Below are 22,432 nucleotides of genomic sequence, written 5' to 3'. Positions count from 1 at the left end.
GCCCTCGTTCTTGTGAGGAGGAAGTCAAGACTCTTGCGGTCGGGAAGCATGTTCTGCTTCTTCACGAAGGGCGCGGAATTCGGCGGCCAGTGCGGCCGGCGGGTAGTGGGCGTTGAGGCCGCTCGGGTTGGGGAGTACCCAGATCTCGGTGTTGTCGAGTGCATCGGGTTGGCGCCCGACGGTGGTACGTGGACGGTTGAATGCGGTTCGGTAGGCGCCCAAGCCCAGGACCGCCAGAATCTGCGGGCGGTAACGCTGCACCCGTTCGACGAGGACACGGCCGCCGTCACGTAACTCCTGCATCGTCAACTCGTCTGCCTTAGCTGTCGCGCGGGGTACCACATTCGTGATACCCAGGCCGAGCGTGAGCAGTTCCTCCTGCTCGTCGGGGCGGAACAGTCGTGGAGTGAATCCCGACCGGAACAGTGCAGGCCAGAAGCGGTTTCCGGGGCGAGAGAAATGGTAGCCGGTCGCTCCCGACCACAGCCCCGGGTTGATCCCGCAGAACAGCACACGCAGATCCGGCGCCAGCACATCGGGAATGGTTTTCCCTGCCGCAGCAGTCAGGTCGGCCGATGTGGGGCGATGCGCAGCAGAACGTGCCATCTGCCCAGTCTGCCCGAGTGGCGTCACGAACAGCGAGCCCTCAGGCACTGATGCCGTGGGTGAGGATGGCAGCGGGTTCGCGTAGGCACCGGCGTCGTCGAGCCCCGTGCTCGCGCACCCGCCGCCCTGCTGGATGCGCACCGTCATCGTCGCAGCCAGGTCCGCGGCGAAAGCGGCATGGACACCGCGGAATTCGTCGCCTGCGACGCCGTCGGTGATCAGTTCCTGCACCTGGTCGGCGGCGATGCGGGTATCGACCTCGGCCGCCGTGGAGGCGGGCTCTGCCGAAGGGGAACGGCCGCGATACGAACTCCGGATGTGTAGGCTTCCCGCTCATGAGGTTCGGCCGGCTGGCGGTGACTGCGTTGGCTGTGATCGTGATGATCGGATGTCCGGGGGATACGGGACCGGTCTCGGTGAGGAAGGAAAAGGCGATTATGTTGCCGGACGGCGATTCCTTGTTCATCCGAACCTATTTCGCTGACGACGCCGCCTGGGCCGAAACTGTGGACGCAGCGTTGCGGCCGTGGGATCTCGGTGGCGGGACACTCGCGTACGCGGGCATCACGCCGATCGACGACCCTTGCTTCGAGGCTCTGACAGTGGAGAAGTTGGAGAGCCTTCTCCCTGCGCCGCCGCCCTACTACCTGTTCCTGGTGGACAAGCAAACGATCATCGATCCCGAACATCCGATCCTCGTCGTGGATACGAGCCGGGGTAACGCAGACGTGATGGGCTTTCAGACCTTCCGAGTGGTGCCCAGCGAAATGCCGGCAGTAGAGAACAACCTGTCGTTGGCGAACCTGGACTTCGAGGACTTCTCTACCAGTGTCGACGCAGATGGCGTATTCCGCGGCTTCTGACACCGAGGCGAGGTTGCCGGCCGAAGAAGGTGCGCTTCGGTTGGTACAGCGGCTACCGACGGGTCGTACCGGGTCGGTCAGGATCGGGTCAGTGCGACGAAGTACGCAGGCAGCTCATCGTCTTCGAGAACCCGCATCTCGAGAGGGCCGCCCGTGTAGGAGTCCTCGCCCACGATCATCAGATCCTCGTCGAAAGACCAGAAGATCACATTACGCATCCGGACCAGGTAGTTCTTGTCGGCCTCAGCCATGTCGCCTGCCAGGGGATGCTGCACCATGAGCGCACCCGGCTGGATCATCGTGAGCCGGCCTTCGATCACGATGCACTGGTCATCGACCACCATCCGCTCACAGAAGAACTCGAGCACGTGGCCGTTGTTCTCGACCAGGTTGCGATAGTAGTCGCTGACACCTTGCCGGGTCTTGGGCCCGATGTCGCCTCCGAGCCCCCAGAAGTGGTAGTTCGTGGTCTCCCCGAGCGTGCCGACGAGCGTCTCGAGGTCGCCGTCACGCTCGGCGGTAGCGTGCACGCGCATCCGCTCCAGCATGGTGCGCTGGCGTGGCTGTTCAGTGGTGGCCAGACGCTCGGTGATGAAGTCGACCAGGTGGTCGCGGTTGAGTTCGATCATTGTGGTGCCTTTCGGTGGTTGTCGTTCTCAGGGGAGGAGGGACTGTCGGCCGTGCTCGGCGAAGGACGCTTCGCGCGCGGCGCGCTCTTCATCGGTCAGGGGTTGGTAGGCGCCGTGGCTCCGGGTGAAGACGGGGTCGGAGCAGAACCAGGCCTCGCGGCGGAGCGCCTGCTTGTCGACCTTTCTTGTCGCTGTCTGGGGGAGATCTCCGACGATGCGGACCAGGCTGGGGCGCCACTTCGGGCCCAGGTCGGGCTGGCTGTCGAGGAAGGCCCCGAACTCGTCGGCATCGAAGGAGTGGCCGGGAGCCAAGAGCAAGGCGGCCATGACCTGGTCGCCGGTGCGGGGGTCCGGGACGCCGTACACGACCGCAGCGGTCACACTGGGGTGGCGCGCCAGGATGCGTTCGATGGGCGCGGTCGCGAAGTTCTCGCTGTCGACTCGAATCCAGTCCGATGTTCGGCCGGCGAACCAGAAATTCCCGTCTGCATCACGGTAGGCGAGGTCGCCGGTCCAGTAGTCGCCGCCGCGAAGCTTTTCCGCCGTGGCCGCGGGATTGTTGTAGTAGCCCTCGAACCGGGCTGCGCCGCCGCGGACGACGATCTCGCCGATGGCCTCGGCTGCGTTGAGAAGGCAACCGTTCGCGGCGAACTCCGCGGCTGGGCAGGTTTTCCCGGCGGCGTCCACGATCTCCATGCCCATGTGCTCGTCGGGCCGCCCGAGCGCACCTTCAGGAGTGTCGGCGCCGCGAACGATGGCGCAAACGCCTTCGGAGGAACCGTAGGACTCGACGATCCGGCAGCCGAACCGCCGCTGGAACTCCTGCCTGTCCCGGATGGAGGCCTCGGTACCGAACCCGAGTCGCAGCCGCGTGGTCGCCTCCTCCGGGGTCTCCGGCTGGGCGAGTACATAGGAGAGCGCCCGGCCGACGTAGTTGAAAAACGTGGCGCCGAAGCGCTGTACGTCTGGGAGGAACCCGGAGGCCGAGAAACGCGGTCGCATGGCATAAGTGCCACCGACGACGAGAATCGGCGCCCACGCCGACATCAGCGCATTGCCATGGAACAACGGCATAGCGTTGTAGACGACGTCTTCCCGTACGAGGCCATGGCGGTTGAGCTGACCTATGGCGGCGAGCCGGAAAGATGAGCAGACGACGGCCTTGGGGGCCCCGGTCGAGCCGGAAGTGAAGAGCAGCAGCAGGGTGTGTTCAGGACCGGGTGGCGGGGCGGGCAGCTTCGTGGCAGCTCGAGCGGCGTTCTCCAGCGCACTGCGGTAGGCGTCACCGTCGACGTCGAGGATGTCGACGTTCGGCAGCTCGAGATTCTCCAGCAGCGAGCGATGGTCGGCGGCGACGATCAGAGTGTGTATATCGGTTCCGGTGATGTCTCCTGCCAACTCCGTGCCACGCCGGGTCGGGTTGACGCCGACGATCGTGGCTCCGGAGAGTGCGGCGCCCGCGATCAACAAAAGATACTCGGGATCGTTGTCCATGAGCACCCCGACGTGCCATGGGCCAGGACGTCGTAGCGCCGTGAGCGCGGCAGCCCGCACCTGTGCTGCCCGGACGAAGTCGCGCCAGTTCATCTGCTCGTCACCGAAGAGGAGCGCGGGGTGGTCATCCTCCGCTCGAGCATGGAGGAGTTCGGCGATCGAGGTGTACGCGAAGTCGGGCATCACGGCGTCTCCAGGTGATCCACATTACATTTCGTTGCGCAACAGAATCTAATACACAAGTGGTGACGGTCAAGGGGTTATCGCCGGATTCCTCGAAGCCCCAGTGATAATGGGCCGGTTGCGGCGAAGAAGGACTCGTTCCTACGGAGGAGGTGAAGCACAGTGCCAGATGCCGCGGCGCCCGCCCCCAGCGGCCGCCCCCGTGACACGCGGATCGATGACGCGGTGCTGGCCGCGACTCGGGCTCTGGTGGCGGAGGTCGGTTACGCCGACCTCACGTTCCGCGCTATCGCCGACCGAGCAGAGACATCGGTCCCGGCCATCCGTCGGCGATGGAAGTCCAAGGCGCACCTCGTGCATGAAGCAGTCTTCCCTGCCGATGTCGCTGCTGAGCCGACCGAGGACGGCAGCTTGCACAGCGTGCTCCGCGCGATCGTGAAGCGGTGTGTCGAGGTGGTCGGCTCGCCGGCAGGGCGTCGCGCCACCCCCGGTCTGATCAGCGAACTGATGGCCGATCCGGCGCTGGAGGAGGAGCTTTCCGCACGGTTGCGCACCAACGTCTGGGATCACCTCGCTGCCCAGTTCGCGGGTGCGGTCGAGCGCGGCGAGGCGCGCTCTGATCTCGACATTTCGATATGCGTGGAGACCGTCTTCGGAGCCACGCTCGCGGCTGTGGTCCTCCGGGGTCCCGCTGCCGTCGACGAAGCGTGGATCGACCAGTTCGTGAGCACGCTCGCCGACGGATTGGCAACCCACCCCTGACGACCAGTACCGATATGGCACGGTGCCCGCAGGATTTCGTGTCGCGGGCTGCACGCTCCTGCTGGGTGGACACCCGGGCTTGTGCATGAGGTGAACGTTTGTTCACCTCATGGGGTAAACGTCCGTTCATCCCCTGGATGCTGCGCGAATCGGAGACGCAGTGGTCACACATGCGAAGTCACCTGCCAGACCGCCCAATCGGTTGCTCACCATCGTGCTGTGCTTATCGGGCATTGTCGTAGCTCTGCAGCACACGCTCGTCGTTCCCCTGCTGGGCAAGTTCCCCGAGATCCTCGGCATCGGCTATCCGAGTGCCTCCTGGCTGGTGACCGTGACACTGCTGACCGCCGCGGTCGCCACCCCGATCCTGTCCCGCCTGGCCGATATGTTCGGTAAGCGCCGGATGATGCTGGTGTCGCTGGGGACGATCGTGGCGGGTTCGGTGATCGCCGCGGTCGGCGGCAACTTCCTCGCCGTGCTCGTGGGCCGTGGTCTGCAGGGACTCGCCTCGGCGCTGGTCCCGATCGGCATCGCCATGCTGCGGGATGAATTGCCCAAGGCGCGGGTGGCGAGCGCAACCGCGATGATGAGCGCGACCCTGGGAATCGGCTCGGCCCTGGGGCTGCCGCTGCCGGGGGTGCTGTACGAGCACTTCGGCTGGGAATCGATCTTCTGGTTGTCCGCGATCGCGGCGGCGCTGCTCTTCGTCGCGGTGCTGGCCGTCGTCCCCGAATCCGCGATCCGTGTCTCCGGACGCTTCGATATCGGCGGAGCGGTGCTGCTGTCGGTCGCCCTCGTCGCCCTGCTGCTCGTCATCTCCCAAGGGGGCTCGTGGGGGTGGACGAGCAGTTCCACTCTGACCGCGGTGGCAGTGGCCGTGTTCGCCTTCGCAGCGTGGTTCCCGTTCGAGTTACGCGTCGACCTGCCGATGGTCGACCTCCGCACCTCCGCGCGCCGCCCTGTGCTGCTGACCAACCTCGCCGCACTGCTCGTCGGGATCTCCATGTACGCCAACTTGCTGGCCACCACGCAGCAGCTTTCGATGACGACCGAGACCGGCTACGGCTTCGGGCTCTCCGTGCTGGCGTCCGGGCTGTGCATGGTGCCTGCCGGCCTGATGATGGTCGTGTTCGCGCCGATCTCGGCCCGGATGATCGAACGGATCGGCGCCAAGTACACGCTGCTGATCGGGACGGGTCTGCTCGTCGTCGCCTACACGGCCCGGCTGTTCCTGACCGGGTCGGTACCGCTGATCGTGATGGGTGCCATGTTCGTGATGATCGGGACGGCGATCGCCTACTCGGCGATGCCGATGCTGATCATGGGGTCGGTGCCGATCACCGAGACCGCGTCGGCCAACGGGCTGAACACGTTGCTGCGTTCGGTCGGCACGTCGATCTCGAGCGGCCTCATCTCCGCATTGCTGACCGCCGTCACCATGGACGTGGCCGGACAGGAGTTGCCGTCGCTCGGCGCTTTCCGGCTCGTCTTCGTGATGGCGGCGGTGGCGGCGCTGGCGACCCTGGCGGTCGCGGTCTTCATTCCGCGCGTCGAGGCACCCGCCGTCGCCTCGGCCCGCGCGGGCATGTCTTCCGGCGACGAGCAGGTGTCCGACGAGCTGATCGTCACCGGCACCGTGCGCAGCGCCGCCGGGCAGCCGATCCGCCAGGCCGTGATCACTGTGCTGAGCACCAGGGGCGAACCCGCCGACTGGAGCCGAGCCGACAACGCGGGGGAGTTCACGGTGGTACTACCGGCACCCGGCTCCTACCTCGTGATCGCCGGGGCCGACGGCTGGGCGCCGCACTCACAGGTGATGGACTTCGCCGCGGGTTCGGTTCGGCCTCGGGTGGTGCTCACCCGCCGTCTCAGCCTGCACGGCCGCGTTACCGCCGGGGGCCAGCCATGTGCGGGAGCGATGGTCAGCCTGGTCAAGGCGAGTGGGGAGCACGTGGCCGCCACGGTGACCGCGGAGGACGGCACCTACGAACTCGCTCAGCCGCCGAGCGGCCGCTACCTGGTGACCGTGCTCGGCCCCGACCGGCGCTCCGTCACCCGGCAGGTCGCGATCCTGACCCGGCCCCCCGTGGTCGATTTCGACCTCGAACACAACCTGCAGCCGACGGGGGCACAGTGAGCGAGCTCTCGACCCGCGAAACCGTGATCGCGGCCGCCCGGGATCTGTTCGCCCGCCGCGGCTACACCGCGACCACCATCAAGGACATCGCCGCTGCCGCAGGCTGTTCCCCGGCGCTCGTCATGAAACTGACCGGTAGCAAAGCCGAACTCTTCGCCGCCGCCGATCCTTCTGCCACGGCGCTGGAGGCGTCAGCGGCCGAGAAACCGCCACCGGCCGAAGAGCCGGCGGGCTTCCAGCTCGTCCGGCTGCTCGTGGAGCGCCGGCGCAACGATGAGCCCGAACCCTGGGCGATGGCCCCGATCCTCGTCCGCGAATCCGCGGACCCGGACAAGACCCGCGCCGATGTACAGGCTCGATACCTCGCCGCCATCGCGCTCCGGATCGGCGACACCTCTGCCGACCGGCTCCGCAGCCAGCTCGTGATAGCCCAGCTGCTCGGCCTCGCTGCCGCGATGCGGCACCTCGACCTGCTCGATCCCGGCTCGATCGACCCCGAATTGCTCATCCGGCGATACGGAGCACTGGTGCAGTCCATCGTGGACGGCGAGGGCGTCGGCGCGGTAGACGAGCCGGGGCGGTCGTGACGGGCAGAACACCGACACCCGACCAGATACGAAACGCTGGTGTAGCTTTGCCGGGAACCGTGGCGCACTGCCCGGACCGCTGGATCGAGCGCGACGCGTCGACCATGGCCCCGGCGGCGGTGATGCCACTCACACCGTAGATGCACCCGGTATGCCACCATCCCCGGTTTTCCGGTCAGCGGGAGTGCACCATCGGCTACTCGCCAGGCGGGCCGTGCGGCGGATCTGCTCGGCGAATCGGTGGTGGAGTGCATTCGGCAAACGCCGAGGCGAGAAGACACGGTGTCGCTCACGCGGCTCGACTCCGACGTAGGGCAGGGTTGGTCGCTGTGTCATCTGACGGGACCAACACCCGTCGCGCCCGCCGACGTGAGACCGGTACCGGAGGAGAACGATGTTCCGATCCGCCGATCGTTCAGCACCCCACCACCGATTCACCAGGATGGTTGGTCGTGACCCAGGTCAGGCGCATCGTGCCGCGACCCCGCTGGAGTTGCTCTTCGACCTGACGTTCGTGGTGGCGTTCAGTCAGGCGGGCAGCCAGATGGCGCATCTGCTGGCGGAGGGGTGCGTGGCAGCAGGAGTGGCGGGCTTCGGGTTCGCGGTGTTCGCGATCTGCTGGGCCTGGATCAACTATTCGTGGTTCGCGTCCGCCTATGACAACGACGACGTCTTCTTCCGGGTCGCGACGATGGTCGTGATGCTGGGTGTATTGCTCCTGGCTCTCGGTATACCGGTCGCGTTCCATTCGATCGCCGAGGGCCACCACCTGGATATCCGGATCGTGGTGGCCGGCTATGTGGTGATGCGCGTCGCCAACCTCACGCTGTGGCTGCGAGCGGCTGGACACGACGCGCAACGGCGGCGCGCTTGCCTGACCTACGCTGCCGCGACCAGTGTTGCTCAACTCGGCTGGGTGGCAGTGCTGCTGGTCGATCCACCGCTGTCGACGGTGTGGATCGTGTATCCGGTGCTCGTGGCGATCGAACTCGCCGGACCGGTACTGGCCGAGCGCCGCGACGGCGGCACCCCGTGGCACCCGCACCATATCGCCGAACGCTACGGACTGCTGGTGATCATCACCCTGGGAGAGGTGGTTCTGGGCACGATCACCGCGATATCCGCGGTTGTCGAAGTACAGGGGTGGACCGTCGAGGCGGTGCTGGTGGCGGTTTCCGGGACGGCGCTGGTATTCGGGCTGTGGTGGGTGTACTTCACCGTGCCATCGGCCGAGGTACTCGCCCGACACCGGGGTCGGGCCTTCCCCTGGGGGTATCTGCACATCCTGATCTTCGGTGCGCTCGCCGCGACCGGTGCCGGTCTCCATGTGGCCGCGAACGTGATCGATCACAGGGCACTGATCGACGACCCCACCTTCGCCGTTCTCGCCACCGCGATCCCGGTCCTCGTTTTCATCGCCGTCCTGTTCGTTGTGTATTCGCTGCTGATGGTCCGCATCGATCCGGTTCAGCTGCTGTTTTTCCTCGGTTCTGCCGGGGCTCTCGCTGGGGCAGTGGCGATCTCCTGTCGTGGAGCCTCCATCGGGGTCTCGTTACTGATCGTGGCTGCTTCGCCGCTGGTGGTGATCGTCGGCTACGAGACCGTGGGCTATCGCCGTCAGGCTGCTGCCCTCGCCGACTGAATGCGTGGTCGTGGTAACCACCAGGGCGAGAGTGGATCCGGCTGATCGTGGCAATGTGGGTTGCCACGAGGTAGCCGACGATGCGAATGCGAATGTCTCCACGGTGTGCAGCGTGCCCTCTGCTTGATCGTCTCATCCGAAACCGGCGGCCGGAGTTTATCTCCCGGCGATCTGGGGTAGAGGTATGTATCAATATTGATCTACCGGTTAATTTTCCGAGTTGTCAGCAGGCTGGAACGTCTGTTGTGGCGCCGCATCGGGGCCGGGTCGGGCTCGTCGGTCGATCGTGGGTCGGATGGTGTCTTCTTGTGTAAGCGTCGTCATGTGGGCGTGTCGGGGGCGGCGGTGTCGGTCGTTCCTTGGTCGGGGACCCTCCATGCATCGTGAGTGCCCCGGTCGGGGGAGTAATGCTCCGCTGTTCCCGCGTTCCGGCGGCGTTTGTCGAGAGGTGTCCGCCCTGTGGTCGTCGACCGGGGCTGGTCAAGGCTTGCTCTGCTCGACTCAGGGTTCGAACAGCTTCCCGCAAACCGTGTTCTGCGCGAAACCGCGGGCTGTGCGGTGGAGCAGCTGCCGATATCTCGCTTACCCCTTGACTCATGAAGGCGGAGGGTCTAATACTTACCAGTGAGGAAACTTATATCATTCATCGTCAGAAGGAAGGCGCAATGAGGCGGTCTGGGGACGACGATTCGCTTCCGTCCGGGACGGGCCGATTGGCCGGCAAGGTTGCGGTGGTAACCGGTGCGGCTCATGGCATCGGTGCAGCGATCGCTACTCGGTTTGTCGCCGAGGGAGCTCTGGTGACCCTCGCGGACATCGAGGAAAAGGCCGGGCGGGCGCTGACAGAGCGACTGGGTGCCGGATGCCGGTTCGTCCGCTGCGATGTCAGCAAGGAAGCCGAGGTCGCCAGTGCTATCCGTTCCACCACAACCGAACTGGGTAGGCTCGATATCCTGGTCAACAATGCCGGCTTGGGAGTCGGCGCGGAGATTGTCGACCTGGATGTGGACCAGTGGCAGCGGGTCGTCAGGGTCAATTTGGACGGTGCCTTCTACGGCATCAAACACGCTGCGCCGATGATGCGGCGTAGCGGTGGCGGGGCAATACTCAACTTTTCCTCGATCGCGGCCGGGCGTGCGATGCCAGGGATGGCCGCCTACTCGGCCGCCAAAGCGGGTGTGGAGGCCCTGACCCGAACCGCCGCCGCCGAGCTCCGGGAGGCCGGGGTCCGGGTCAACGCCATCGTCCCCGGCCTGGTGCAGACCAGCGCGGCCGAGAAGGGGTCGCAGATCTTGGGGCACGGGCTCGGCATGAACATCGACCAGTACCTCGCTACCAAGCAGGGACGCTGGGGGACCCCCGACGAGGTCGCCGCCGTCGCTGTCCATCTGGTCAGTAACGAGGCGTCGTTCACCTCGGGGCTGCTCTACCGGGTCGACAACGGTAGCGGCTGATTCGTCTCTCGTGCCGAGCACGTGAGCACCGACATTCCATGTACAGGAGAAATTCGAGTATGCAGACAGCGACGGTCGGTAATGCCGACCGGCAGGAGTTCGTGACGGCGCTACAGGAATTCGCCAAGCGCGAATGCGGTACCCGGGAGCAGCGTGAGGCGCTGACCGAGGGCGGACGGTTGTCCCACAGTCAGCCATTGCACCAGAAACTCGCCGACCTGGGCTGGGTAGGCTGCGCGCTACCGGAGGAGTACGGCGGAGGCGGCGGCAGCGCCACCGACGCCTGCCACTTGGTGGAAGAGATGGCCTATGGCCGGGCCCCGCTGTTCGGTCTGGCCGTCACCCTGGTCAGCGCGTCGGTTGTGGAACGGTTCGCCACCGAAGAGCAGAAACAGGACATCCTCACCTCGGTCTGCCGCGGTGAAATACTCGCCACTGCCATCAGCGAACCCGACACCGGCTCCGATGCGGGATCCCTGCGTTGCAAGGCGGAGCGCCGCGGCGACGATTACGTCATCAACGGCCAGAAAACCTGGATTTCCTGTGCCCACCTGGCCTCTCGGATCTTCGTGCTCTGCCGCACCGGTCGGGGCGAGGACAAACACGAGGGCATCACCATGATCGATGTACCTGCCGACACCCCCGGCATCACTGTGCGACCGATCCCCACCCTGGGCGGTGATGAAGTCAACGAGGTCTACTTCACCGATGTCGTGGTGCCCGCCGCTCGGGTCATCGGCGAGGTGGGCGGGGGCTGGCACCAGATGATGAGCTGCCTCAATACCGACCGCCTGATGTGCGGTGCGATGTTCCTCGGGCACGCACGTCGCATCTTGGACGACGCTCTGGAATACGTGCGCCAGCGACATCAGTTCGGGCGCCCTATCGGCAGCTTCCAGGCGATCCGGCACCGCATCGCCGACCTGGCCACCGAGCTGGAGTGCTCGCGGCTCCTGGTCTACGACCTCGCCCGGAAGCTTGATGCGGATCCGCACCGGCAGGTGCCGCGGGAGGCCTCCATGGTGAAGCTCAAGGTCACCGAGACCGCCAAGCGGCTGGCGGTCGAAGGTATGCAGCTGATGGGAGGCGCCGGCTATACCAAGGAGCACGATATGGAGCGGTATCTGCGGGAAGCAGTGGTGTCCACCGTGTACGCCGGCACCAGCGAGATCCAGCGCGAGATCATCGGCAGATCCTACGGACTGTGAAGCTGCTCCGCAGCAGCTACGAGGAAGCCGCTGCCGGTGTGTCGCCATGGCGCAGGGTCGTTGCGGCGCACAACCTGTCGGCGTCGTCGACGCAGTCCGGCGAGAGCTCAGGATCCGTCTTCACGCCGAACGCATTGCAAGCCCGACGAACTGGACTACCAGACCGTCCGGACGACATCTCTGCCGCGGCCTGCCGCGGCACTCCACTAGCTAGGACATCTCAGCAATACACCGAAAGGAACCCGGATGAGCAGGACATTCCACACCCTTGTCGACGGCGGCGATTACTTCGAGGGGCTGCGCTGGCACAATGGCCGCTGGTATGCCGCGGATGCCTTCGGCGGCATCGTCCTGAGCATCGACCCCGAGGGACGACGGACCGATCTGATGAAGGTCGATGCGCTGTGCTCCGGGATCGGTTGGCTGCCCGACGATTCGTTGCTCGTGGTATCGATCAAGGATCGCCGGTTGCTGCGCCGAACCGCTGACGGCGAGGTGTCCTACCACGCCGACTTCTCGGAGCTGTGCGAGTACTGGATCAACGACATGTTCGTGGATACCGCCGGTCGTGCCTGGGTGGGAAGTATGGGCTTCGACATCGTCAACGGCGCCGCACCCGCGACCGGCGACCTGCTCTGCGCGGAGGCCGACGGATCTGTGCGGGTGGCGGCGTCGGGATTGTGGTTCCCCAACGGGGTCGTGGTCACCGGCGACGGACGCACCCTGATCGTCGCCGAGACCTTCGCCGGACGGCTGACCGCCTTCACCATCGCGGCCGACGGAACACTTTCCGACAGGCGCGTACTGGCTCAGTTCGGGCCAGAGCCGGTGCCGACGGCGAGCGCGGCGGAGATGCTCACCACGCTGGAGCTGGCGCCGGACGGGTTGACCATCGACCGTGAGGACCATGTGTGGGTGGCGGACGCGGCGAACCGGCGCTGTGTGCGGGTCTCGCCGGACGGAAAAGTCACCGACGAGATCGCTGCCCCCGGCGGAACCAACCTCTATTCGTGTGCCCTCGGAGGTGCCGACGGTACCGAGTTGGTGCTCGCCCTGGCCGAGGGTTTCTTCGAGGCGGCCCAAGGGGTAACCGGCACAGCCTCCTTGGTAGCGACCCGAGTCGACGTTCCGGTCGCCGGAAACAGCTAGCGACAGGAGTAACCATGGATCCTGCACGGCTCTTACAGAAGGTTTCGCATATCTACCGTGATCACATCGCGGTCAGCTGCAGTGACCGGCGACTCACCTACGCCGAACTCGGCGAACGGGCGAGCCGTTTGGCGAATGCGTTGTTCGATCGTGGACTGGAGCAGGGCGACCGGGTCGCCCTGCTCGGCGACAACTGTCTCGAGTCTCTCGAGCTGATCGTCGGCACGGCGATCGGTGGCTTCGTTCGCTGTTCGCTACACGCTCACGACGCGCCCGAGCGCCACAAGTACCTCATCGAGCACACCGACGCGAAGGCACTCGTCGTCCAAGCGCACTACTACGAGCGTTTGGCCGGCCATCTCGCGGATATTCCCGGGCTACGGCATGTGATCGTGCTCGGCGACGTCGGGGAGGCAGAGGGAGTCACCCGGTACGAGGAGGCGCTGGCGGCGGCGTCTGCTGTGCAACCCGTCGTACAGCTGGGTGATGACGACCTGCACGTGATCCGGTTCTCCGCCGGAACCACGGGACTGCCCAAGGGAATCATGATCTCGGTCGGCGCGACCATGGGTATGGGCAACGAGTATGCGATGATGCTGCCTGGTCTCGACGAGACCGATCGCTACCTCGCCGCCGGACCGCTCACCCATGCCGCCGGTATGTTCGTTTATCCGTTGCTGGCGGTGGGCGCGACCACCATCGTGATGCCGAGTTTCGACCCGGGGGTGTTCCTCGACCTCGTGGCACGCGAGAAGGTCACCTGCACCCTGGTGGTGCCCACCATGATCCAGATGATCACCGACCGGCCCGGAGCCGAGACGTATGACCTCTCTAGCTTGCGGGCGGTCATGTACGGCGCCGCCCCCATCTCCGAGACCACACTGGGGAAGGCTCTCGGGCTGTGGGGCAACATCATGTACCAGATATACGGCCAAAGCGAGGTTCTTCCGATCGGCGTGCTGCCTCCTCGGTATCACCGAGTGGACGGCACGGATGACGAACGTCGCCGCCTCGTTTCGGCCGGACGACCCACCCCCAATGTGTGGATCCGAATCGAGGACGAGGACGGCAACGTGCTGCCGCCCGGCGAAATCGGGGAGGTGGTGGCCCATTCCCCGTGCACGATGTCGGGCATCTGGGCCGATGAGGCCGCGAGCGCTGCGCGGTTCACCGCCGACGGCGGTGTCCGCACCAGAGATATGGGCTATCTGGACGAGGACGGCTTCCTGTATCTGGCCGACCGCAAAGAGGACCTGATCAACTCCGGTGGGTTCAATATCTGGCCCGCCGAACTGGAAAACGCGCTGGCTGCGCATCCCGCCGTCCAGGAGGTCGCCGTTGTCGGTGTGCCCCATCCGAAGTGGGGTGAGACTCCGAACGCGGCGATCGTGATCCGAGCCGGCAGCGAGGTGACCGAGGACGAGTTGATCGAGTGGACCCGAGAGCGAGTCGGTTCGCACAAGAAGATCACCGCCGTCCGGTTCGTCGACGAGTTACCCAAAACACCGCTCGGCAAGATTCTGCGCCGCCAGGTCCGAGACCGTTGCTTTGTGGCCCCCGACGGGCTCGGCCGGGCTTGATTGCCAGGTAGCCAACACGTGGTTGCCGCGATCGGCGCCACGGGACTGATCATCTCGACGTTCCGGGTTCTGACGACCCGGGATCGTCACAAGTGAGGAGTGCACAGTGTCCGACCTCAACACCGGTACCGAGCCGGTGGTTGTGTACGAACGCCGTGGTCCGGCGGCATGGATCACACTCAATCGGCCGGCAGCTCATAACGCGCTCTCACCCGAAGTGGTTGTTGGTATCGCCGATGGACTGCGACAGGCGGAGGAGGACAAGGACACCCGCGTTGTGGTCCTCGCCGGGAACGGTCCGTCGTTTTGTGCCGGTGCCGATCTGAAGAGAGTAATGGCTCGCGGATCGGGTGCCGCCGGTGCGCGGGCGTTGTCCGAGTTTCTCCATTCGGTAGGTGGGGTCTGTGCCCAGATCTCCCGTCACCCGTTGCCGGTGATCGCCGCGGTGCACGGCAATGTGATCGCAGGCGGTTTCGAACTGATACTCGCCTGTGATCTCGTGGTCGCCGCCGAGGATGCTGTGCTCAGTGACGGGCATGCTCGTTTCGGGATGTTCCCCGGCGCGGGCAGCGCGGTTCGATTGCCGCGCAAGATCGGCAGTACTCGGGCCAAGTATCTGCTGTTCACCGCCGAACCCTGGGATGCCGCGCGGATGCGTGACTGCGGTGTGGTCAACGAGACCGTACCTGCGGATGCACTGTCCGCGCGGGTCCAAGCGCTCGCCGAACAACTCGCCACCCATAGCGCGGCGGGACTTGCCGCCATGAAACGGGTGGTCGAGGAGGGAATGGACCAGCCGTTGGATCAGGCGCTCGCGCTGGAGATCGCCGAGTGCGAACGCTATGTCGCAAGCGGCGGGGACTTCGACGAAGGGTTGCGGGCATTCGTGGAACGGCGCACCCCGCAGTTCAGCGACCGCTGAACTGCCGACGAGCGAGGAGGCTCGATGGATCTGAAGAACAAAGTGGCGCTCGTAGCCGGTGGTGCCTCGGGTCTGGGGCGCGCGGTCTGCGCGGACTTGACTCGTCACGGCGCCGTGGTCGCGGTCCTGGACCAGGACAAGGCCAAAGCTGAGGAAGTCGTCCAGGAACTCGGCGGTGGGCTCGCCCTCGCCGCGGACGTCACCGATGCAGCCGCCATCGAAGACGCTGTCGGTCAGGTGGTCCGAGAGCTGGGCGCGCTACACCTGAATGTCAACACGGCGGGTGTCTTGGCTGCCGCGAAGATCGTTTCGCGCAACGGGCCCGCTTCCCTGGAGGACTTCGACCGGGTCATCCGGGTCAACTTGTGCGGCACGTTCAACGTGATGCGGATGGCCGTTGCGGCCATGTTGAACAACGAGCTCGACAATGGTGAGCGGGGCGTGGTGGTGAACACCTCGTCCGGTGCCGCATATGAAGGGCAGACCGGGCAAGCGGCGTATGCCGCGAGCAAAGCCGGGGTTATCGGTTTCACCCTGCCGGTGGCTCGCGATCTAGCCGGTAGTGGGATCCGTGTGAACGCCATCGCTCCCGGATTGTTCGAGACTCCGATGTCGGAAGGGTTGCCCGACCGGGTCCACGACGGTCTGGTTCGGATGATCACCGAGCCTCGTCGGTTGGGTCAGCCCAGCGAGTTCGCCCATCTCGTACGCAGCATTGTCGAGAACCGCTACCTCAACGGTGAATGTATCCGCCTCGACGCAGCGACTCGACTCGGTGCTCATTAGTAGATAGCAGGCCGGATCGCCAGTGCCTCGGGCGGACCGCGGATGACGACGCGGTCTGCCCGAGCGTTCTCGGTATCGCCAGGATCGCTCTCGAGCGTCGATCGTGGTGGTCGGGACGCCCGACTGCCGGAGCGAACCGGCGCCGCGGGCGGGACATCGACCTCCGAGTGTTAGCGCTCTGTCCCGCTGTCGCTCCGCTATCCCTTGTCTCGGTGCTCATTCGCACATCAGCGGAAATGCGAGACGGACGAGGCGGCTCAATCAGCTGGAACGACAAGGATGTACCCGGAGAGCAGCCGTATCGTTTGATCTATCAGCTCTTCGGGACTCAACCGCCCGCTGTCGTCGTACCAGCGCGAAATCGATAGCATCATTCCGTTGATCAAGTTGACCATCGTCATCACGTCGACGTCCGCGCGCACAACCCCCTCCTCGGCGCACAACTCGAACAGGTCGGCCGCCGTCTGGTTCACTTCGCGGGCCCATGAGTTGTAGTTACGCAGCGCCTGCGGCGAGAGCTGGTGCTGGTCTGCGATGAGTACGGCGTAGTACGTGCGATACCGAATAGCGGAGTGCACCTGCACCTGCACGTAGCGCATCAATTTCTCCTGCGCCGAAAGGTCGCTGGTGACGATCTCGTCGATATTGTGCCGCAGCGGATAGATCACCTGCTCGACGATGGTCTCGAGCAGCCACCGCTTGGAGGTGACGTACTGGTAGACGGTGGGTTTGCTGACACCGGCCTCAGCGGCGATATCACTGATCGTGGCTTCGACAAAACCTTTACGTTCGAATACCCGCGCCGCTGCATCGACCAGTTGTTGCACGCTCGTCGCGCGCTTCCTTGCCATTTCAACCTCCTTATTATGCCAGCTTATCTCACTATTGGCGGCTCACTGCGCAACATGCTGTGCTTCTGGTAACACCGCATCGGTGGAGGCAAAATATATTGCCTGGTAAGTTAGAATTGAAGTGATCGTGACATCGAACGAAGGGAAGCGCCGTGCGGGACGTCGTCGTGGTCGGGTGCGGTATGACCGCCTTTGGTAAGCAACCTGCCAGAACCGTGTCCGGTCTGGCCGCCGAGGCCGTCGAGTCGGCTCTGGCAGATGCCGGCCTCGGTAGTGAGGTACCGGCCGAATTGGGGATGATCTACTACGCCAACGTGCTGTCCGGCCTGCTTCAGGGGCAGGAGTCGGCGCGGGGGCAGAATGCGTTGGCGCGCACAGGGGTGGCCGGAATTCCGCTGGTCAACGTGGAGAACGCCTGCGCTTCTGGTTCGACTGCGCTGCACCAGGCATGGTTGTCTGTTGCTTCCGGGCAAGTAGATGCCGCGCTGGCGGTCGGAGTGGAGAAACTGCACATCGAAGACAAGGCGCGCGCTCTGTCGGCGTTGACGTCTGTTCTCGACCAGGAACATCTTCCGGAAGTGCTCGCCGAACTCGGTTCCAGCGGCACCGGTTCAGTGTTCATGGACTTCTACGCAGGTGCGGCGAAACGCTATATGGAACGGACCGGGGCGACGCAGGAGGATTTCGCCCGGATCACGGTCAAGAACAGTGAGCACGGCTCACGCAATCCGAAGGCTCAATACGGCAAGCCGCTCACGATCGACGAGGTACTGTCGGCCCGCTGCGTCAGTGGTCCGCTCACAGTCCCGATGTGCGCGCCGATGAGCGACGGCGCCGCCGCCGTACTCGTCGCTGCCCCGGAGTTGGCCCGCCGTTGGGAGGCCGACGGTGTATACCTGCGCGGCACGGTGGTCACAGGTGGACGTAGGGGAGTGCTCGGTGAGTTGGTGCCGACGGCCGCGGCGCGCGCGTTCGAACAGGCTGGGATCGGGCCCGAGGATGTCGATGTCGTCGAATGCCACGATGCCGCGGCACCGGCGGAGCTGATTGTGCTCGAGGAACTCGGTCTGTGCGGCCCCGGCGAGGCATTGACGAAGCTGCGTGCGGGAGCAACGCGAATCGGCGGCGAGCTGCCGGTCAACCCGAGTGGAGGTTTGCAGAGTAAGGGACATCCGCTCGGGGCCACCGGTCTCGGCCAAGTCGTCGAGCTGGTGGACCAGTTGCGTGGCCGCGCCGGGGCTCGGCAGGTCGGTGAGCCGCGGGTCGCGCTCGCCGAGAACGCGGGGGGCTATATGGGGCCGGACGCCGCCGTAGCGACGGTGACGATCCTCAGCCGTTGACCCCCGAAGTCGGAAAGATCGCCGACACCGTGCCTGGTGGCGGGTGAACAACACACCCCGATCGGGTCGGCGTCGATTTCGATGCCCTCAGCTCTCTACGGAAGGAAAGACCATGGCCGTCATCGACTACAGCACGTACAACAATATCCTCGCCACCCGCGACGGTTCTGTGCTGACACTGACATTGAACCGCCCGGATCGACTCAATGCTGTCAACCACGACCTGCACGAGGAACTGAGCCGAATCTTCGCTGATGTTGCAGTGGACGACGAGACCTCTGTCGTGATCCTGACCGGGGCAGGGCGTGCCTTCTGTGCCGGTGGTGATGTGCAAGCGTTTGCCGAGGATGCCCAGGAGAAGGGCCGTAGCGGCTACTACCTCGGCGTACAAGACGCCAAACGGATCATTACCTCCCTTCTCGACCTCGAGAAGCCGATCATCGCCAAGGTCAATGGACATGCCATCGGTCTCGGCGCGACCTTGGCCCTGTTCTGCGACATGATCTACATGGCAGACGATGCCCGAATCGGGGATCCGCATGTCTCGGCGGGCGTCGTGGCCGGTGATGGAGGTGCAATCATCTGGCCGCAACTCGTCGGATATGCACGAGCCAAGGAGTTTCTGTTCACCGGAGACCAGCTCTCGGCTACTCGTGCCGCCGATATAGGGCTCATCAATTACGCAGTGCCTGCACAAGAGTTGGATACGGTAGTAGCCGAGATGGCGCGGCGCCTTGCTTCGGGAGCGCAGGAAGCCATCCGGTGGACCAAAGTGTCGGTGAATATCGGCCTGAAGCAACTCGCGCATTCGATTCTCGACGCCTCGCTGGCATACGAGGTCCTCACGATGCGCGGTCCAGCGCACGCGGAGGCTCTCGATGCTTTTGCCCAGCGTCGGAAGCCGGACTTCACCTCCTTGTGATCACAGCAGGCCGGAGAACTACCTGACGACCGCTGTGCGCACCTGTTCCACCAGCAGACAGTGAAGGGTTATCGGGTAGCTGTGGCACAGCTCGTTCGCGAACAGAGACCGGCCGCCTTGATCGGCCACTGCAGGCCAGCAGGTTGGGTCGCTGTATCGGACGCTGCTGTGTCAGTCCTGCTCGGTTGAGCCCTGGGCGGGCGGATCGGCGAAGATGCCACGCGCCCACTCGTCCGCAGCGGTATTCGAGTCAGCCCCATGCCGAGAGTGGGGATATCTGTCGGCGTCACCGGGTTGCGCCAGCCTGTGGGGATCGACGGATCTCGACGCGTCTGTCGCTCTCGCGGGTGTCGAATGCGGGCTGGCTTGTTGTGGCGGGTCCTCGCAGGAGGGTGCCGTCGCGGATATCGAATTGCGAGCCATGACACGCGCATGTGACGACGTGTCCCTGTAGTTCACCATTGCTGAGTAGACAGCCACGGTGTCCGCAACGGTTGTGGATGGCGTAGATGTCGCTGCCGTCGCGCACCAGCAGGACCGGGGTGTCCGCGGCTTCGCCCGGGTACGGTTGCCGGTCACGCAGTTCAGTGGCGTCAACCACCGGCGTCCACTCCTCGGGCCCGGGGTCGAATGCGGTCTGGTTCACGCCCACGCCGCGCACGTACGACATGTGGCCGCCGAGGTAACCGCTGCCGCCCAGCAGCGTGGCTCCGGTCAGTGCAAGCAGTTTTCCGCGGGTTCGCTTGCCGCGTCGGCGGGCGGTGAGCGACGCAGCGTAGATCAGCAGTGCGGAGGCGTTCGCCACAGCGTGGACCAGCCCGAGTCGGCGTACTTTCTCGTCGGACAGTTCGGTATCGGCCCAGTCACTGATCCCGGTAAGCGCGGTGGGGGTGCCTGCGGCGATGCCGACGGTTATCAGCAGTTGTGCCGCACGGTCCCCGGTGCGTGTGGCGAGAACATCGAGCAGCGATGTCGCCAGTAGGGGGCCGATCACCAGGTCCGTCAGGGGTGGATGCACGGGGTGGCCCACCGATGTGCCACTGATGGTGTCTTTCAGGGTGTGGTTCGAGAGGAGTTGGCGTACCGTCTTGGCGACAGTCTGTGCTGGCGCATCCAGTTTCCTGGCTTGCTCGAGCGTGTTGGTCAACGGTCGCAATGGGGTGGAGACGGGCACGGCATACCCCTTTCGTCGATACGGACTAGGTGCGCGTTACCCGACAGGCTTCGGGTTACACGCTGGGCCGAAGAGGTAGCCGATGCAGTGGTGCCGCTATTGCAGGGGGAGGGACTCAGCCGCTCCCGCCCGCGACGCGTCCGACCATGGTCACGGCAGTGATGCCACTCACGCCGTAGATACATCCGGTACGCCACCATCCCTGGTCTTCCTGGTCAGCGGGAGCGCACCATCGGCTACCCATCAGGTGTGCCCCGGGGCGGGCCGTGCTCGCGCTTTCGGCACAAGCGCCAGTCATTTCGCTATCCGTAGGGCCGCACCCTTGCGGTCGAGCATGTACTCGAGCGAGCGGTGTTCGGTGCCGGTGGTGATCGGTGGTACCCGATGCGACGCCGGGCCGGAAACAGTGGCACTCGTTCCGCTCTCCGGGAAGCATGGGGACATCGATCGCGCGGCCGAGGATGATGGAGAGCAACGGATTCCACTCACCGCCGCGGCTGAGTGGACGAAACCATCGGTCGAGGAGGCTACCCGGAGCATGCGGGGAATCAACCACGTCGTCCTGTACGTGTCGGACCTGTCGCGCAGTCTTGCCTTCTACGAAAAGGTGCTCGGGTTCCAGCGCCTTCCCGGCGCATTCCCCGGGGGTGCGTTCCTGCGGCATGCGGGATCGGCCAACGACCACGATCTGGGATTGTTCGAGTCCCGCGGAGCCGCGATTCCGGCTCCCGGGTCGATCGGGCTGTATCACGTGGCGTGGGAGGTCGAGACGCTGGCCGAGCTTTCCGCAGTGTGGAAGCGCCTGTCCGATGCGGGGGCACTGACCGGTGCGGGCGACCACGGCTCGACCAAGGCGTTGTACGGCCGCGACCCGGACGGGATCGAGTTCGAAGTGTGCTGGCTGGTGCCCGACGAGCACGTCGAAGAGGCGCTGCGACCGGGCGCGTCGCTGACCGCGCCGCTGGATCTCGCGGCCGAGATCGAGCGCTACGGCGCGTCATCCCCGGGCGGTCCGCGCGCTGACCCGACGGTATGGGCCCGGGTCGCGGCACGGCACGCCGCACAGTGAGCTGACGGTGAGCGAAGCGGTGTCTGCCCGGCCGGTGGGGTAGGCCGGTGAGAGTGGGTGAGGGCGAGGTCAGGTGAGGCGGCCGAGGATGGCGGCCAGTTCGCGGACTACGGGCGTCCAGTAGAAGCTGTTGCTGGACAGACCGTGTATGAACACGAACGTGGGTGCGGCGATTGCGTTTTCCAGTGGACGAGCAGCTTCGGACACTTATCCCCCAAGATCGAAGAAAGCGGCAGACGACAGTTCTTTACTCACGCTGGATGGCCGCCAACCATCCCCGTCGAGCCAGCGGAAGGGGCGAGTGTTCGGATCAGTGTGGCGGGGTTTCGCTTGACGGGTGCGCACCGGGCTGTGCGACCGGTGATCCGACGGTGCTCTGTTTGGGTGAGGGGATGCTGCGGGTGATCCTGGCGCTGCGCACACCGCAATGCCTAGGGTGAGCGCTGCTCGTGTCATCCGTCCATGACGGCGTCTGTCAATAGTCGAGGGCGTGTTCTGGTTGACAGACATGCATGGGAGACGGCAGATACCGGACGATGGCGTCCAGGAGCGGGGCGATGTGACTCCATGGGGTCGCATCGCACAGGACGGGCGCAGCGTCGCCGATATGTGTGAGGCAGCGGACGCGATCATGTAACTGTTCGGGTGGGATCTCTCGCAGACTGCGGATGTCGTTCGGATCTGTGGTGTCCTGTTCCATCACCGTATCGACGAGGTTGCGGTACCACTCCTCGGCGACTTGCCAATGGCTCCCGTAAAATTCGACGGCTATCGGTTCGAGCGCCCACATCGGGACCAGATCGACGACACCTTCGAATTCGGTGCCGATGCCGTGCGGAATCTGCAGCGCCAACGGCACCGCCCCGTGCATGTCTGCGATCGTACGGACACAGCGGTCGAAGTCGGCGGCGGGATGATCGAGTCCGGTCACCAGACACAGCCGTGCGACCTGATGGTCATCGGCAACTCGCAGTATCGTCTCGAGCCGCGGGGCGCTCTGCACGGCAGCGTTCATGACCGCGATCACGCCATCGGCTACCCGGATGGACCGTTCCAGAGCCGCTATGGGTGCAT

At 65.0% G+C, this 22,432-nt stretch carries 21 protein-coding genes; 14 read left to right on the top strand and 7 right to left on the bottom strand.

Annotated elements, in window-relative coordinates:
- Positions 1–24 precede the first annotated feature (24 nt).
- On the bottom strand, positions 25–606 hold the full coding sequence (mug, locus tag B0T44_RS18625; RefSeq protein ID WP_077116794.1) for a G/U mismatch-specific DNA glycosylase: 582 nt from the start codon (positions 604–606) through the stop codon (positions 25–27).
- 335 nt (positions 607–941) lie between these two features.
- Between mug and B0T44_RS18620 the strand changes: the two genes are divergently transcribed.
- The gene (locus B0T44_RS18620) at positions 942–1,469 is read left to right on the top strand and encodes a DUF6924 domain-containing protein (RefSeq protein ID WP_081512287.1); all 528 of its coding nucleotides are present in this window, start codon (positions 942–944) and stop codon (positions 1,467–1,469) included.
- Positions 1,470–1,546: 77 nt separating this feature from the next.
- On the opposite strand, the gene B0T44_RS18615 is transcribed toward B0T44_RS18620, so the two are convergent.
- Together B0T44_RS18615 and B0T44_RS18610 are read right to left on the bottom strand one after the other, a co-directional pair.
- Positions 1,547–2,098 carry a hypothetical protein gene (locus B0T44_RS18615; RefSeq protein ID WP_077116712.1) on the bottom strand — a complete coding sequence of 184 codons (552 nt, stop codon included), beginning with the start codon at positions 2,096–2,098 and terminating at the stop codon, positions 1,547–1,549.
- 27 nt (positions 2,099–2,125) lie between these two features.
- Positions 2,126–3,775, bottom strand: coding sequence for an AMP-binding protein (locus B0T44_RS18610; RefSeq protein WP_077116711.1), 1,650 nt, complete (start codon positions 3,773–3,775; stop codon positions 2,126–2,128).
- A 162-nt stretch (positions 3,776–3,937) separates the two neighbouring features.
- Here B0T44_RS18610 and B0T44_RS18605 point away from each other — a divergent pair, with 162 nt between their 5' ends.
- From B0T44_RS18605 to B0T44_RS18560, 10 genes are all read left to right on the top strand, one after another.
- Positions 3,938–4,537 carry a TetR/AcrR family transcriptional regulator gene (locus B0T44_RS18605; RefSeq protein WP_077116710.1) on the top strand — a complete coding sequence of 200 codons (600 nt, stop codon included), beginning with the start codon at positions 3,938–3,940 and terminating at the stop codon, positions 4,535–4,537.
- 160 nt (positions 4,538–4,697) lie between these two features.
- Positions 4,698–6,674, top strand: coding sequence for an MFS transporter (locus B0T44_RS18600; protein WP_245839111.1), 1,977 nt, complete (start codon positions 4,698–4,700; stop codon positions 6,672–6,674).
- Positions 6,671–7,261, top strand: coding sequence for a TetR/AcrR family transcriptional regulator (locus B0T44_RS18595; RefSeq protein WP_077116708.1), 591 nt, complete (start codon positions 6,671–6,673; stop codon positions 7,259–7,261). The genes B0T44_RS18600 and B0T44_RS18595 overlap by 4 nt, the downstream gene beginning before the upstream one ends.
- A gap of 442 nt (positions 7,262–7,703) precedes the next feature.
- Positions 7,704–8,903 (top strand): low temperature requirement protein A, encoded by a 1,200-nt coding sequence (locus B0T44_RS18590; protein ID WP_077116707.1) that lies wholly within the window; start codon positions 7,704–7,706, stop codon positions 8,901–8,903.
- A gap of 665 nt (positions 8,904–9,568) precedes the next feature.
- Complete coding sequence (locus tag B0T44_RS18585) at positions 9,569–10,357, top strand: SDR family NAD(P)-dependent oxidoreductase (RefSeq protein ID WP_077116706.1); 789 nt, start codon at positions 9,569–9,571, stop codon at positions 10,355–10,357.
- Positions 10,358–10,416: 59 nt separating this feature from the next.
- Positions 10,417–11,565 (top strand): acyl-CoA dehydrogenase family protein, encoded by a 1,149-nt coding sequence (locus B0T44_RS18580; RefSeq protein ID WP_077116705.1) that lies wholly within the window; start codon positions 10,417–10,419, stop codon positions 11,563–11,565.
- Positions 11,566–11,811: 246 nt separating this feature from the next.
- Complete coding sequence (locus B0T44_RS18575) at positions 11,812–12,714, top strand: SMP-30/gluconolactonase/LRE family protein (protein ID WP_077116704.1); 903 nt, start codon at positions 11,812–11,814, stop codon at positions 12,712–12,714.
- A gap of 14 nt (positions 12,715–12,728) precedes the next feature.
- Entirely contained in the window at positions 12,729–14,294 is a 1,566-nt protein-coding gene (locus B0T44_RS18570; protein WP_077116703.1) for a class I adenylate-forming enzyme family protein, read from the top strand.
- A gap of 106 nt (positions 14,295–14,400) precedes the next feature.
- A complete protein-coding gene (locus B0T44_RS18565; protein WP_175648006.1) occupies positions 14,401–15,216 on the top strand; it encodes an enoyl-CoA hydratase/isomerase family protein in 816 nt (271 codons plus the stop codon).
- A gap of 24 nt (positions 15,217–15,240) precedes the next feature.
- Positions 15,241–16,002: an SDR family NAD(P)-dependent oxidoreductase gene (locus B0T44_RS18560; RefSeq protein ID WP_077116702.1), complete on the top strand. Its 762-nt coding sequence runs from the start codon at positions 15,241–15,243 to the stop codon at positions 16,000–16,002.
- Positions 16,003–16,259: 257 nt separating this feature from the next.
- Here the strand turns inward: B0T44_RS18560 and B0T44_RS18555 are convergent, their stop codons facing one another.
- On the bottom strand, positions 16,260–16,853 hold the full coding sequence (locus B0T44_RS18555; RefSeq protein WP_081512281.1) for a TetR/AcrR family transcriptional regulator: 594 nt from the start codon (positions 16,851–16,853) through the stop codon (positions 16,260–16,262).
- Between the two features lie 152 nt (positions 16,854–17,005).
- Here B0T44_RS18555 and B0T44_RS18550 point away from each other — a divergent pair, with 152 nt between their 5' ends.
- Complete coding sequence (locus B0T44_RS18550; protein WP_077116700.1) at positions 17,006–18,193, top strand: thiolase family protein; 1,188 nt, start codon at positions 17,006–17,008, stop codon at positions 18,191–18,193.
- Between the two features lie 112 nt (positions 18,194–18,305).
- Positions 18,306–19,115 (top strand): enoyl-CoA hydratase/isomerase family protein, encoded by an 810-nt coding sequence (locus B0T44_RS18545; RefSeq protein ID WP_077116699.1) that lies wholly within the window; start codon positions 18,306–18,308, stop codon positions 19,113–19,115.
- A gap of 286 nt (positions 19,116–19,401) precedes the next feature.
- Here the strand turns inward: B0T44_RS18545 and B0T44_RS18540 are convergent, their stop codons facing one another.
- On the bottom strand, positions 19,402–20,289 hold the full coding sequence (locus B0T44_RS18540; protein ID WP_081512279.1) for a Rieske (2Fe-2S) protein: 888 nt from the start codon (positions 20,287–20,289) through the stop codon (positions 19,402–19,404).
- Positions 20,290–20,827: 538 nt separating this feature from the next.
- Here B0T44_RS18540 and B0T44_RS18535 point away from each other — a divergent pair.
- Positions 20,828–21,358 carry a VOC family protein gene (locus B0T44_RS18535; protein ID WP_077116791.1) on the top strand — a complete coding sequence of 177 codons (531 nt, stop codon included), beginning with the start codon at positions 20,828–20,830 and terminating at the stop codon, positions 21,356–21,358.
- A 69-nt stretch (positions 21,359–21,427) separates the two neighbouring features.
- On the opposite strand, the gene B0T44_RS27215 is transcribed toward B0T44_RS18535, so the two are convergent.
- Together B0T44_RS27215 and B0T44_RS18530 are read right to left on the bottom strand one after the other, a co-directional pair.
- A complete protein-coding gene (locus B0T44_RS27215) occupies positions 21,428–21,565 on the bottom strand; it encodes a hypothetical protein (protein ID WP_175648005.1) in 138 nt (45 codons plus the stop codon).
- A 268-nt stretch (positions 21,566–21,833) separates the two neighbouring features.
- On the bottom strand, positions 21,834–22,432 hold a 599-nt coding region (locus B0T44_RS18530; protein WP_081512277.1), incomplete at its 5' end, for a GTP-binding protein.

It is taken from the genome of Nocardia donostiensis, from assembly GCF_002081715.1.
Lineage (GTDB): Bacteria > Actinomycetota > Actinomycetes > Mycobacteriales > Mycobacteriaceae > Nocardia > Nocardia donostiensis.
Note: the sequence above shows the minus strand (reverse complement) of the source record. Positions and strands in the feature narration are given on the sequence as shown.

Bases quoted from the DNA above. Each gene is read 5' to 3' on its own strand.
- mug (WP_077116794.1), bottom strand. From the start codon at position 606: ATGGCACGTTCTGCTGCGCATCGCCCCACATCGGCCGACCTGACTGCT.
- B0T44_RS18620 (WP_081512287.1), top strand. From the start codon at position 942: ATGAGGTTCGGCCGGCTGGCGGTGACTGCGTTGGCTGTGATCGTGATG.
- B0T44_RS18615 (WP_077116712.1), bottom strand. From the start codon at position 2,098: ATGATCGAACTCAACCGCGACCACCTGGTCGACTTCATCACCGAGCGT.
- B0T44_RS18610 (WP_077116711.1), bottom strand. From the start codon at position 3,775: ATGCCCGACTTCGCGTACACCTCGATCGCCGAACTCCTCCATGCTCGA.
- B0T44_RS18590 (WP_077116707.1), top strand. From the start codon at position 7,704: ATGGTTGGTCGTGACCCAGGTCAGGCGCATCGTGCCGCGACCCCGCTG.
- B0T44_RS18585 (WP_077116706.1), top strand. From the start codon at position 9,569: ATGAGGCGGTCTGGGGACGACGATTCGCTTCCGTCCGGGACGGGCCGA.
- B0T44_RS18580 (WP_077116705.1), top strand. From the start codon at position 10,417: ATGCAGACAGCGACGGTCGGTAATGCCGACCGGCAGGAGTTCGTGACG.
- B0T44_RS18575 (WP_077116704.1), top strand. From the start codon at position 11,812: ATGAGCAGGACATTCCACACCCTTGTCGACGGCGGCGATTACTTCGAG.
- B0T44_RS18570 (WP_077116703.1), top strand. From the start codon at position 12,729: ATGGATCCTGCACGGCTCTTACAGAAGGTTTCGCATATCTACCGTGAT.
- B0T44_RS18560 (WP_077116702.1), top strand. From the start codon at position 15,241: ATGGATCTGAAGAACAAAGTGGCGCTCGTAGCCGGTGGTGCCTCGGGT.
- B0T44_RS18555 (WP_081512281.1), bottom strand. From the start codon at position 16,853: ATGGCAAGGAAGCGCGCGACGAGCGTGCAACAACTGGTCGATGCAGCG.
- B0T44_RS18545 (WP_077116699.1), top strand. From the start codon at position 18,306: ATGGCCGTCATCGACTACAGCACGTACAACAATATCCTCGCCACCCGC.
- B0T44_RS18535 (WP_077116791.1), top strand. From the start codon at position 20,828: ATGCGGGGAATCAACCACGTCGTCCTGTACGTGTCGGACCTGTCGCGC.